Genomic DNA, 12,267 nt, shown 5'->3' on the forward strand with positions numbered 1-12,267 from the left:
CATGTGTAATCCCGAAAAAGGGAATGGCGGCGAAACGAGTCGCACCTCCGGGAGAATCTCGTGGCGAAGGGAACCGAAAACCGGGTGTTTGGGAGGCGGACGTCTCAGCACGTTCTCATTCTCGCCAGCGGCGAAAAGATCCGCCACATGACCGTCCGCCCATGGATGGCGGCGCTGACTTTCTGCTTCTTCGGGGTTTTCGCCATCGGCTATCTGGCGGCGACCTCCTATCTCGTCATCCGCGACGACCTGATCGGCGCCACCATGGCCCGTCAGGCGCGTATGCAGCACGATTACGAGGATCGCATTTCCGCCCTGCGGGCGCAGTTGGACCGCATCACTTCCAGGCAGTTGCTGGATCAGCAGGTGGTCGAGCAGAAGGTCGAAAAACTGCTCGAACAGCAGAACGCCCTCTTCTCCCGGCATGGCAAGCTCGGCTCGCTCCTGAACCGCGCGGAAGAGTCGGGGCTGACCAGTCCCGAGGCTCCGGCGTCCCAGCCGAACACCAAGGAACGCCAGGCGTCGCTCACTGGCGGCAGCGGCTTGAACGCGATCGAGAAGCTTCTTTCCGGAGAAACCTTCGCAGCCCCTCTCGAAAGCAGCCGCGCACTTGGTTATGCACCCTTGCGTGAAAATATCGCCGATCGGGCCGACCGGGTCTTTTCGAAAGTCACCTTGTCCCTCAAGAACATCGAGAAGGAACAGCTCGGCAAGATCGCCAGCCTGACCACAGATGCCTCCGAGACGGCGGATGCCATGGCTGCGATCATCCGCCGGACCGGCGTCGATGTCGCGGAGGCCGACAAGCCGGCCGGTCCGGCCGCCGACGGCGTAGGCGGCCCCTATATGGCACCTCAGCTCAATGTCAACGGCTTCGACGCCTCGCTGGACGAACTCGACGCCGCGCTGAGCCGGCTCGAAAGCGTTCGCGAGACCGCGCGGGACCTCCCCTTCGGCAACCCTGCACCCGGCCACCCCGTCACAAGCCGCTACGGCAACCGGATCGATCCCTTCCTCGGCCGGCTCGCCCTGCACGCCGGCATCGATTTTCAGGCATCGACCGGCGACGAAGTCCGGAGCACGGGCGCCGGCAAGGTGATTTCCGCCGGTCCGACCAGCGGTTACGGCAACATGGTGGAGATCGATCACGGCCAGGGCATCACCACCCGTTACGGGCACATGTCGAAAATCCTCGTCAAGGAAGGTGACGCCGTTTCAGCCGCCGATGTGATCGGCCGTGCCGGTTCCACCGGCCGCTCGACCGGCCCGCATGTGCATTACGAGGTGCGACGCGACGGCAATCCGATCGATCCCGTTCATTTCCTGAATGCCGGAATGAAGCTCACGACCTATCTCAACTGAACGGCTCCTGCGCAGAAAGGCAACGGCTTTGCCGCGGGAACGATAGCCGGCTTGCCGATTTAGCATCTTCATTCACCAATCCGCCAGCGGAATTGCCTGTATTCCTTGACTTTCGGGCATTTTGGTCCTATGTCGCGGGCCAGTTGCCGGCCGTCCGAGGCCGACTCTCACAGTGTTCGCACAGAACCGGAACGGAAACAGAATTCCCTTTGACCACATTCGCTGATCTTGGCCTGAGCCAGAAAGTCCTCTCCGCCGTCACCGACGCGGGTTATACGACCCCAACACCGATCCAGGCCGGGGCAATCCCGCATGCGCTGCAGCGCCGCGATATCTGCGGCATCGCGCAGACCGGAACGGGCAAGACGGCATCTTTCGTTCTGCCGATGCTGACGCTTCTGGAAAAGGGCCGCGCCCGGGCCCGCATGCCGCGTACGTTGATCCTCGAGCCGACCCGCGAACTGGCGGCGCAGGTCGCCGAGAACTTCGACAAATACGGCAAGAACCACAAGCTCAACGTCGCGCTTCTGATCGGCGGCGTCTCTTTCGAAGAACAGGACCGCAAGCTGGAACGCGGCGCCGACGTGCTAATCTGCACCCCCGGCCGGCTCCTTGACCATTGCGAACGCGGCAAGCTTTTGATGACCGGCGTCGAAATCCTGGTCATCGACGAGGCCGACCGCATGCTCGACATGGGCTTCATCCCGGATATCGAACGGATCGCCAAGATGATCCCGTTCACCCGGCAGACGCTGTTCTTCTCCGCCACCATGCCGCCGGAGATCCAGAAGCTCGCCGACCGCTTCCTGCAGAATCCGGAACGGGTCGAAGTCGCCAAGCCGTCGACGACCGCCAAGACCGTGACGCAGCGCCTCGTCGCCTCGCATGCCAAGGATTACGAAAAACGCGCGGTCCTGCGCGACCTGATCAAGGCACAGGACGATCTCAAGAACGCGATCATCTTCTGCAATCGCAAGGTGGATGTGGCCGACCTGTTCCGTTCGCTGGAGCGCCACGGCTTTTCGGTCGGTGCGCTTCACGGCGACATGGACCAGCGCTCCCGCACGACGATGCTGCAGAATTTCCGGGACGGCAATATCCAGCTTCTGGTCGCGTCCGACGTCGCCGCGCGCGGCCTCGATCTGCCCGACGTCGGTCACGTCTTCAATTTCGACGTGCCGATCCATGCGGAAGACTATGTCCATCGTATCGGCCGCACCGGTCGAGCGGGACGTTCGGGCCGGGCTTTCACGCTCGTCACCCGTTCCGACACGAAATATCTCGACGCCATCGAAAAGCTCATCAACGAAAAGATCGAATGGCTGAACGGCGATCTTTCCGCGCTCCCCGCACCGATGGAAAGCCACGATAGCGATCGCGGTGGCCGAAAGGGGCGCGACCGTGATAAGGACCGCGGCCGCGGCAGACGTGGCGATTCGTCCCGGGGCGATTCGCGGCGCGGCGATTCGAGTCACAACGCTGACACGAAAAACCAGGATAATCAGATCGAAGCCTCAGAAGAGACAATCGTGGAAGCAAGGGTAGAAAACGTGAAATCGGAGCGCAAGGCAGACAGGAAGCCGCAGAACAACGGCGGCAACCGCAATTCGCGGCCGAGCCCGAACCCTGCGAACGACGACAATCGCGAACGGCGCGCCCGCTACCATCGCGATCACGACGATGGCCCGACCCCCGTCGGTTTCGGCGACGATATCCCCGCCTTCATGCTGATCGTGGCAAACGCCAAGGGCTGACAGCCAGAGTTTTCTGATGTCTGCAAAACCTGGCATCGATTTTCCGGGTGTCGGCGCGGGGCTCGTCATCATGCGCGATGACGGCAGGGTCCTGCTCTGCCGTCGGCTGAAGGCGCCGGAAGCGGGCTGCTGGAGCATTGTCGGCGGCAAGGTCGATCTGATGGAACCCTCTTCCGAAGCCGCGCGTCGCGAAGCGGAAGAGGAAAGCGGCCTCCGCATCGGCCAAGTCGACTATCTCTGCACGGTCGAGGAAATCGTCGAGGCCGACCGGCAACACTGGGTTTCGCTGATCTATGTCACGCGCGATTTTTCCGGCGAGCCAAGCCTCCTCGAACCCGACAAATTATCGGAAATCGGCTGGTTCGACCTTGGCGACCTGCCGCAGCCGCTATCAGCCTTCGCGACAAAAGCCTTCGCACATCTTCTGAAATGATAGAAAGAGAAAGCCGTCCCGGTTGTCCGGAACGGCTATCTTGATGAAATCATTTGGTTCTAATCCTGGACGCAACCTCTACCGAAAAGTCGGCAACCCACGTCCCCAGTACGAGTTGATACTAAGCTTCCCTTAGCATTTGGGGCAACCCGCTAAATCTTACACTGTGACGCATCTGCATCCGTCAAGCCTTCGCGTTGGCGCGAATTGCAGCATCATAAGCGAGCCTTACCCATTTGCGCATCTCATCGGGATCGTCGAAAGCTTCCTCCGGGATCGACCAGTAGGGCATGAGAACCGGCTTGCCCTTCTTGTTCTCGTAAGCCCATTGGCGCGCGCCGGCCGCGGCAAATTCGGGACCGCTGAGATCGTCCGCCTTCAGCATGATCTCGTCGCGCAGATCGATCGCGACGATCAGGCCCTGATGATAGATCCCCTTGCCGCCGAACATGCGGCGTATCGAAACGGGGCCAAGTCCTTCGAACATTTCTTCGATGCCGGCATTGTCCATCTGTCTACTACCCCTTCAAAATGCCGCCCGCCGCCGTCACCGCTTCCGGCGTATCCACATCGAGATGGGCCGCCGGACCGATATCGACATCGATCACCGCAAGCCCGGCGGTCTCGATGATGGCGCGGGCACCGACATCGCCTTCCAGCCGCAGGACTGCGTCATAGGCAATCCGCGGGAGAATGATCGGGTTGCCGCGTTTTCCATCCGAGACCGAACGCACCACGACGCCGCCACCCGCAGCACGGAAGGCGGAAACCAGCATGTCGACATGTTCCGTGGTCACGCCCGGCATGTCGGCGAGCATGACCAGGATGCCATCCTTCTCCGCGAGCTCCGGCGCGGAGAAACCGGCAACCAGGGAGCTTGCCATGCCGAGCGCGTAATCCGGGTTGAATCGTGTCCGCAGGGCGAGGCCCGAAAGCACCGCCTCGATCTCCTCGCGCCGATGGCCGGTGATCGCCACGACAGGCGCAGCCTGCGACGCAAGCAGGATCTCGGCCGACCGCCGGGCGAGCGGCACACCGCCGAATTCGGCAAGCAATTTGTGCGGGCCGTCCTTGCCCATTCGCCTTGCCTGGCCGGCGGCCAGCATCAATGCGCCGATGGAAAGTGCCGACGGCTTTTCGGGCGGATTGTCGCGCGGCCGCGGCCGGGTCGGAATCTCCATCAGCAGTCCTCCGACACCCATGCCGGTGATGTCGAACGAGGTCAGTGTCTCCCCGGCCATCAAGCGGTTCAGCACCCAATCGAAACCATTCTCCTTGGGAGAGCGGGCGCAGCCCGGCGCCCCGAGCACGGGCACGTCGCCGATTCGCCCGAGAACCAGGAGATTGCCGGGATCGACCGGCATGCCGACCTGCTCCACCTCGCCGCCTGCACGGCGGATAGCGGCGGGAATGACATCGTCGGGATCGGCAACCGCCGAGGCTCCGAACACGATAATCATAGCCGGCTCATTAATTTTATGAGGTTCAAGCGCTTGAAGAACCTCAGTCAGCCGGTCGGACGAATGTGGAATGCGGATCTCTTTTATGAGCCGGCTACCGGATGGCGCCAGTCGTTGCTCGAGCAGTCTTGCGGTACGGTCCATGACCGATGCCTTGAGCGACGGAAGCTCCGTCGCAACCAGCGTCACCGCCCGGGGACTGAAGGCCTTCACCTCGAAAGCGACCGATTCCGTCAGCAGCGCGACCGCCTGCGCGACCTTCCCGCCGCCGACGGCGAGCGGAATGATCTTGACGGTCGCCACCATGTCGCCTGCCCGTACGGCCACGTGGTCGGCTAGACAGGCGAGCGTGATCGCCGGATCAATGCGGTTCAGGGCATCGACCACCGCCCTGTCGGCGATGAAAAGCCCATCCACCTTGGCATAGACGTTGACGCGACCGGTGGTTGCTTCGGAAAAGCGCAGATTGTCCGGACTGATCGCAGCGGCGATCGCCTGAGCCGCCACGTCCTCCAGGAGATCACCTGGATCGAGCCGCACCGCAACGACGGAGCCGATACCCTCCTCAGCGAGCCGGGCGATATCGGCTTGCGACAATATTTCGCCTTTCGACAGGCGCCCGCCCGGCAGCCGGATGCTGTGGGCCAGCACTGTGCCTTCCGCTTCGGCGAGTTCAAACGTCCCGTATTTCATGTCATCACCCGGCAGTGACAAGATCGCGGCGGCGGAAGGCCTGGACGATCTGGGCGAGCGTCGCGAGCGCGATCTCGGCGGGGCTTGCGGCACCGATGTCGACGCCGATCGGTGCCGCAATGCGGCCGATCTCGTTGTCCGTCCGCCCCATTTCCCTGAGCCGCTCGACGCGTTTCGCATGGGTTTTCCGGCTGCCCAACGCACCGACATAAAAACAGCCGACCCTCAGCGCCTCGGAGAGCGGAAAATCGTCGATCTTGGGGTCATGGGTCACGGCTGCCAGCGCCGTGTAGGCATCGAGCGGGCGATCCTTCAGCACGTCCTCGGGCCAATCGGCGATGAGTTCGACACCTTCGAAACGTTCTTCGGTGGCAAACGCCGTGCGCGGGTCAATGATCGTCAGGTCATAACCCGCGACGGGGGCAATACGCGCCAGCGCCTGGCTGATATGCACGGCGCCGATCACCACGATGCGCGGCGGCGGCAGATGGGCATTGAGAAAGACCGATCTGCCTTCGATTTCGACCGTCCCCGCCTTGCCGCTGCGAAACGCCTTGGCGACCTCCTCGCCGAGCGGACCGGCCACAGACTCGCCCTCGATGATCACGCGGACCTCGTTGCTGCCGAGATCGGTCACGACCATCGCGGCCCGCCGATCACGCCGCGCGGCATTCAGCTTCGTCAGTGTTTCTAACTGCATCAGGAGAGCCTTTCGACGTAGACCCGGATGCGGCCGCCGCAGGAGAGGCCGACCCGCCAGGCCGTCTCGTCTGCGACACCGAATTCGAGCATCTTCGCCTCGCCGCTCTCGATCACGTCGAGTGCTTCGGTGATGACAGCGCCTTCGACGCAGCCCCCGGAGACGGAACCTTCGAAATTGCCCTCGCCGTCGATGACGAGATGGCTGCCCGCCGGGCGCGGCGCCGAGCCCCAGGTCTCGACGACGGTGGCGATCGCCACGTCGCGACCGGCCCGTTTCCAGCTCTCGGCGGTCAGAAGCGGATCCAGAGTTTCGATAACAGTCATGCCACCCTCCTCCTATCGAGATAACGCCGCGGATCCGCGGCCTTTGCATGATCATCCGACAATGCGATCGCCAGATCGGCAATCGACTGCAGATTGTGGACGGCGCGAAACTCGTCCACATGCGGCAACATGGCGCGAACGCCGCGCGCCCTCGCCTCGAAACCGTCGAAGCGCAGCAGCGGATTCAGCCAGATCAGCCGCCGGCAGGAGCGGTGCAGCCGGTCCATCTCCTTTCCCAGTTCCTCCACACCCTCGCGCTCCAGGCCATCGGTGATCAGCAGCACGACGGCGCCCTGCCCCAGTACGCGGCGCGACCAGAGCCGGTTGAATTCGGCAAGCGTCGCACCGATCCGCGTTCCGCCGGACCAGTCGCGCACCGCGTCCGTGCAGCCGGCCAGCGCCTCGTCCGGATCGCGGCGGCGCATCTGGCGAGTCACATTGGTCAGCCGCGTGCCGAACAGGAACGTGTGCACCCTGGTCCGCTTTTCCGTCAACGCATGCAGGAAATGCAGGAAGATGCGGGTATACTGGCTCATCGAGCCGGAAATATCGGCCAATACCACCAAAGGCGGCGGCGCCGTCCTGCGCCTGCGGAACCGCGGCAGGATCAGATCGCCGCCGCTCCGCATCGCCTGGCGCATGGTGGCGCGCGGATCGATGACCGGCGGACGGTTCGAGGCCCGGAAACGGCGGGTTGCGACCTTGTCGAGCGGCAAGGCCAGTTTCTGAAGCTCCCGCCGCGCCTGCGCCAGTTCGGCGGCGCTCATCTGGGCAAAATCCCGATGCTTGAGGATCTCACTTGCGGACGTCGTGAAGCGGGAGTCCACCTCGATCTCCGGCGGCTTGCGACCCGGCTTTTCCTGCCTGTCGGCAGTCAGAGCGTCGTTTACGCGGGTCGCTCCCGCCTTCTGCTTTTCCGTCTCGCGGTCGTCGGCCACCTTGGGGGACATCATCGCGATCATCTTGCCGACGAGATCACGCGAGCGCCAGAACAGCCGAAAGGCTTCGTCGAAGACGGGCTGCTCCTCGTGGCGTCTGACGAAGACGGCCGAAAGTGCCGCATGGAATTCCTCGCGCGAGCCGATGCCGATCGCGTCCACCGCGGCAATGGCATCCGCGGCAGCCGACGGCCCGTTCTTCAACCCGGCCCGGCGCAGGACGCGGGAAAAATAGACGAGATTTTCCGCAAGCCGGCCATCGCCGGAAGCGCTCGCGCGCACCGCTTCGCCGCCGGCGGGAGCCGGCGAGACGATCCATCCCTCCTCGCTGGAGCCTGCCGCCATCGTCTTATCCCGCCGCCAGAAGTTCCGCCTTCACGTCGGCGAGTACTCGTTCGCCCTCGCCGCCCTTGATGCGGGCAATGTCATCCTGGTATTTCAGAAGCGTGCAGAGCGTGTCGGCGACGGTTTCCGGATCGAGTGCGATCCGGTCGAGTTCCGTCAGCGCCGTTGCCCAGTCAATGGTTTCGGCGACACCCGGGTTCTTGAAGAGGTCGATCGTTCTGAGCTTCTGCACATAGGCGACCACCTGCCGCGACAGGGTCTCGGAACATTGCGGCACCTTGCGTCGGATGATCTCCAGTTCCTGGACCGCATCCGGATAATCCACCCAGTGGTAGAGGCAGCGCCGCTTCAGCGCGTCATGGATCTCGCGGGTGCGGTTGGTGGTGATGATCACGATCGGCGGCTCGTTCGCCTTGATCGTGCCGAGTTCGGGGATCGTCACTTGGAAATCGGAGAGCACCTCCAGCAGGAAGGCTTCGAAGGCCTCGTCGGTGCGGTCGAGTTCGTCGATCAGGAAGACCGGAGCCGGGCCGCCCTTCTCGCCGAGCGCCCGCAGTACCGGTCGGCGGATCAGGTGGCGTTCCGAGAAGAGATCGGATTCCAGCGCCTTGCGATCCTTGACGCCGGCGGCTTCCGAAAGCCGGATGTCCAGCATCTGGGCCGGGTAGTTCCATTCGTAGACGGCAGAGGAAATGTCGAGACCCTCGTAGCACTGCAGGCGGATCAGCGGCCGGTTTAGGGCCTTCGCCAGCGTCTTGGCGATCTCGGTTTTGCCGACCCCGGCTTCCCCTTCCAGGAATAGCGGCCGTTTCATCTTCAGTGCAAGGAAAACCACGGTGCCGAGCGCGCGGCCGGCGAGGTAATCCCCGGCACCGAGCATGGCGATCGTCTCATCAATGGAGGCGGGCAGAGCGCACGTCTTGTCTTCCGGCATCATGACACCCTTTCAAACGGCGTTCTACAAAGTCCGAAAGCCGCGGTCCAGATAGATGAGCGAGGGATTGGCTTCGCCGAAATGCATGGCCTCGACCTCGCCGAACATGACGAAATGCGTGGAAACCGGCTTGATGTCGGTCAGCCGGCAATCGAAGCTGACGACGGCATCTGCCAGCACCGGCGCCCCGGTCTCCAGCGTCTTCCAGGTCGCGAGCGAAAACCGTTCCCCGGCCGGAACACCGCTCAGGCCCGCAAACGCCGTCGCCAGCGCCTGATGATGCGCCGCCAGCGAATTCAGCGCAAAGACGCCGCTCTTCTCGAAGATCGCATTGTTGGCATTGCTGCTGTTCAGGCAGACGAGCACCGTCGGCGGATCGTCGGAGACCGAGCAGGCAGCCGTCACCGTCACGCCGCGCCGCATCCCTTGAAATTCCGTCGTCACGATCTGAACATGGCCGGCATAACGTGCCATGCCGTTGCGGTAGCGGACGGGATCGAGAAGAGGCTGGTCCGTCAAGATCATCTCGCGAAAGGCATCCGGAGACCGACGTCAGTCTCGCATTACAGTGGAGATATGGTGGTAAAGCCGCTTGATGTCCACCGGACTTGCGGCTTTTTACATCGATGAGCTGATTCTCTTTGACGGCTGAGATCAGAAAGCTAAATGTCACTCCAAGGACGGAACGCCAGGAAAAGCATGACAGCACGACGTTTCATCATCGCCGGGTTGCTGGCGTCGTTTTTCGGATGCCAGCCGGCATCGGCGGCGGTGATCGGCGTCGTGGCCCCGCGGTCCGGCCCTTATGCCTCTCTCGGTGCCCAGGTCTTCCAGGGCGCGCGCGCGGCAGCGGAAGCGTCCGGCGATACGGTGATCGAAATCGATGAAAGCTGCGACGAAAACGGCGGCGCTCTTGCCGCCAGGGGCCTGGCCGATGCCAAGGCCACGGCAGCGATCGGCTTCCTCTGCGTCGAAACGCTTTCCACGGCACTGCCGGCCTTGAAGGCGGCGCATATCCCCGCCGTTACCGTCTCCGTGCGTTCGAAGATCCTCATGGAAGATACGCTGCGCAACGGTTGGCCGTTCTTTCGCATGGCCCCCGCGGAAGGCGACGAGGCGGAGAAGCTGTCGGAAACCATCCTGAGCATCTGGAAGGCCGAGCCGATCGCACTTGTCGAGGATGGCACGATCTACGGCCGCGAGTTGGCAAGCGCCATCCGCCAGCATCTCGAGCCCATGGGCATGACCCCGATCTTCACGGATACATTCCGACCGGGCCAGGAGCAGCAGGTGGCGCTGGTGCGCCGCCTTGCCAAGGCGGGAGCCACGCATGTCTTCGTCGGCGGCGACCGCAACGACATGGCGATCATCGCCCGCGACGGCGCTTCGGAGAACATTTCCCTGGTCCTGCTCGGCGGCGATGCGATGCGGGCGGCCAACCGCCCCGTGCCGCTGCGCGACGGCGTTCTGGCGGTCGCCCTGCCCGATTATGCGGCCCTGCCTTCCGCAACCGCGGCGGTCGCGGCGCTGCGGGCGAAAAACATCGATCCGGACGGCTATATGCTGCCGGCCTATGCCGCCGTCGAATTGATTCACCAGTCGGCGACCGCCGCCGCCGGGCGTCCGCTCGCAACGGTCATCGGCGGCGGATCCTTCAGCACCGCCCTCGGCACGATCCGTTTCGACAAGAACCATGAGCTCATCGACAATCCCTTCCGCCTGCTCGAATGGCGTGGCTCGTCGTTTGTCCTGTCCCGGCCGGTCACCGAGTGACATTGTTCCCGCGCCGGCGGAATGTTAGAGGACGCCGGAAACGGAGATCTTCGACCCATGACCCTGCCCGTCCGCATCGCACCTTCCATCCTCGCCGCCGATTTTTCCAGGCTGGGCCAGGAGGTCCGCGATGTCGTGGAGGCGGGAGCGGACTGGGTGCATCTCGACGTGATGGACGGGCATTTCGTGCCGAACATCTCCTTCGGGCCGGATGTCATCAAATCGCTGCGCCCCTATACGACGGCCTTTTTCGATTGCCACCTGATGATCTCCCCGGCCGATCCCTATCTCGAAGCCTTCGCGAAGGCCGGCTGCGACGGCATTACCGTGCACGTCGAGGCGGGGCCGCATCTGCACCGCTCGCTGCAGACGATCCGCGGGCTTGGCAAGAAGACCGGCGTCACGCTCAATCCGGCAACGCCGCTCTCCGCCATCGAAAACGTGCTTGACGATGTCGATCTGATCCTCATCATGAGCGTCAATCCCGGCTTCGGCGGCCAGAAATTCATCCCGGCGATGACGGACAAGATCCGCGCCGCCAAGGCGATGATCGGCGACCGGCCGATCGAGCTGGAAGTCGACGGCGGCATTACCGCGGAAACGATCGGTGCCGCCACGGCTGCCGGCGCCAATGTCTTCGTCGCCGGTTCGGCGGTTTACAAAGGCGACGGAATCGCGGCCTATCGTCAGAATATCGCGCAGCTCAGGCAGGCAGCGGAGGACGGACGCAGATGATATCGAACTCGCGATCTTCGGCCGTCGCCCTTGCGGCAATGCTTTCCGCAGGGCCTTTGGCCGCTTCTGCAGGTGCAGCCGATATCGCAAGCATCCATCCGATCGGCTTTTCCGCCGACGGCGCCGTTTTCGCCTTCGAGGAATACGGCGTGCAGGATGGCTCCGGTTTTCCCTACGCCAGCATTTTCGCGCTCGATCTCGCCAAGGATGCCTATCTGCCGGGAACCCCTTTCCGGGTCAGGCTGGAGGATGACGGTGCGACGATCGCCAAGGCCCGCTGGCAGGTCCGCAACCAAGCCGAGACGATGATCGAGACGCATGAACTCGCCAACCATCCGGGCGAACTGGTCGCATTCAATCCGATCACCGAACTTGACGACGACCCGCATAAGATACGCTATCGCAGCGTCGCCGTTCTGCCGCCGGTCGGCGAACCGAGCACGCTGGTGCTCGACGAAATCCCGGAGCCGCCGGATCCGGGTTGCGAGGGCGTAGTGGAGCGAAAGGTCTCCTTCCGGCTGCGCTTTACCGAGCGCGACGGCAAGCCGGTCAACGAGGTGGTCCATGACGACGAACGCATTCCGAGCTCGCGGCGTTGCGTCAACGGCTACCGGCTGGGCGGGGTCGTCGCCGGCGAAGCGGCGGGCGGCGGCACGGTCGAGGTCGCGCTGGTTCTCGTCCTCAGCGCCGGTTTCGAGGGTCAGGACGGCCGCTGGATCGCCATTCCGATCAAGTCTCCGGCAGCCGATCGTCCCTGAGCGACTCCCAAACTTGAGCTTGGGCGCGCTTCTTGCTACAGCGGCGGCAATATTCC

The 12,267-nt window shown here is 63.4% G+C and carries 13 protein-coding genes; 6 read left to right on the forward strand and 7 right to left on the reverse strand.

Annotated elements, in window-relative coordinates:
• The first annotated feature begins 60 nt into the window (after window positions 1-60).
• From DMO26_RS06385 to DMO26_RS06395, 3 genes are all read left to right on the forward strand, one after another.
• Window positions 61-1,362 (forward strand): M23 family metallopeptidase, encoded by a 1,302-nt coding sequence (locus DMO26_RS06385; RefSeq protein ID WP_117191200.1) that lies wholly within the window; start codon window positions 61-63, stop codon window positions 1,360-1,362.
• Window positions 1,363-1,571: 209 nt separating this feature from the next.
• Window positions 1,572-3,116 (forward strand): DEAD/DEAH box helicase, encoded by a 1,545-nt coding sequence (locus tag DMO26_RS06390; protein WP_117191201.1) that lies wholly within the window; start codon window positions 1,572-1,574, stop codon window positions 3,114-3,116.
• A gap of 16 nt (window positions 3,117-3,132) precedes the next feature.
• A complete protein-coding gene (locus tag DMO26_RS06395) occupies window positions 3,133-3,549 on the forward strand; it encodes an NUDIX domain-containing protein (RefSeq protein ID WP_117191202.1) in 417 nt (138 codons plus the stop codon).
• Window positions 3,550-3,733: 184 nt separating this feature from the next.
• On the opposite strand, the gene DMO26_RS06400 is transcribed toward DMO26_RS06395, so the two are convergent.
• Genes DMO26_RS06400 through DMO26_RS06430 form a run of 7 tightly spaced genes read right to left on the reverse strand, consistent with a single transcriptional unit; the run spans window position 3,734 to window position 9,470 of the window.
• Window positions 3,734-4,060 (reverse strand): TfoX/Sxy family protein, encoded by a 327-nt coding sequence (locus DMO26_RS06400; protein ID WP_117191203.1) that lies wholly within the window; start codon window positions 4,058-4,060, stop codon window positions 3,734-3,736.
• 7 nt (window positions 4,061-4,067) lie between these two features.
• On the reverse strand, window positions 4,068-5,702 hold the full coding sequence (locus DMO26_RS06405) for an NTP transferase domain-containing protein (RefSeq protein WP_117191204.1): 1,635 nt from the start codon (window positions 5,700-5,702) through the stop codon (window positions 4,068-4,070).
• A 4-nt stretch (window positions 5,703-5,706) separates the two neighbouring features.
• A complete protein-coding gene (locus tag DMO26_RS06410) occupies window positions 5,707-6,402 on the reverse strand; it encodes an XdhC family protein (RefSeq protein ID WP_117191205.1) in 696 nt (231 codons plus the stop codon).
• On the reverse strand, window positions 6,402-6,728 hold the full coding sequence (locus DMO26_RS06415; protein WP_117191206.1) for an XdhC family protein: 327 nt from the start codon (window positions 6,726-6,728) through the stop codon (window positions 6,402-6,404). The genes DMO26_RS06410 and DMO26_RS06415 overlap by 1 nt, the downstream gene beginning before the upstream one ends.
• The gene (locus tag DMO26_RS06420) at window positions 6,725-8,011 is read right to left on the reverse strand and encodes a vWA domain-containing protein (protein ID WP_117191207.1); all 1,287 of its coding nucleotides are present in this window, start codon (window positions 8,009-8,011) and stop codon (window positions 6,725-6,727) included. Before DMO26_RS06420 ends, DMO26_RS06415 begins: the two co-directional genes overlap by 4 nt.
• A gap of 4 nt (window positions 8,012-8,015) precedes the next feature.
• The gene (locus tag DMO26_RS06425; protein ID WP_117191486.1) at window positions 8,016-8,945 is read right to left on the reverse strand and encodes an AAA family ATPase; all 930 of its coding nucleotides are present in this window, start codon (window positions 8,943-8,945) and stop codon (window positions 8,016-8,018) included.
• A 24-nt stretch (window positions 8,946-8,969) separates the two neighbouring features.
• Window positions 8,970-9,470: a flavin reductase gene (locus DMO26_RS06430; RefSeq protein WP_117191208.1), complete on the reverse strand. Its 501-nt coding sequence runs from the start codon at window positions 9,468-9,470 to the stop codon at window positions 8,970-8,972.
• Window positions 9,471-9,644: 174 nt separating this feature from the next.
• Between DMO26_RS06430 and DMO26_RS06435 the strand changes: the two genes are divergently transcribed.
• The 3 genes from DMO26_RS06435 to DMO26_RS06445 are packed head-to-tail and all read left to right on the forward strand — an operon-like array spanning window position 9,645 to window position 12,211.
• Window positions 9,645-10,718: a branched-chain amino acid ABC transporter substrate-binding protein gene (locus DMO26_RS06435; RefSeq protein WP_117191209.1), complete on the forward strand. Its 1,074-nt coding sequence runs from the start codon at window positions 9,645-9,647 to the stop codon at window positions 10,716-10,718.
• A 57-nt stretch (window positions 10,719-10,775) separates the two neighbouring features.
• Complete coding sequence (rpe, locus tag DMO26_RS06440) at window positions 10,776-11,453, forward strand: ribulose-phosphate 3-epimerase (RefSeq protein ID WP_117191210.1); 678 nt, start codon at window positions 10,776-10,778, stop codon at window positions 11,451-11,453.
• Complete coding sequence (locus DMO26_RS06445; protein ID WP_117191211.1) at window positions 11,450-12,211, forward strand: DUF2259 domain-containing protein; 762 nt, start codon at window positions 11,450-11,452, stop codon at window positions 12,209-12,211. Before rpe ends, DMO26_RS06445 begins: the two co-directional genes overlap by 4 nt.
• The last annotated feature ends 56 nt before the right edge of the window (window positions 12,212-12,267 follow it).

This window comes from Rhizobium terrae (genome assembly GCF_003425685.1).
In the GTDB taxonomy this organism is placed as follows: Bacteria; Pseudomonadota; Alphaproteobacteria; order Rhizobiales; family Rhizobiaceae; genus Neorhizobium; species Neorhizobium terrae.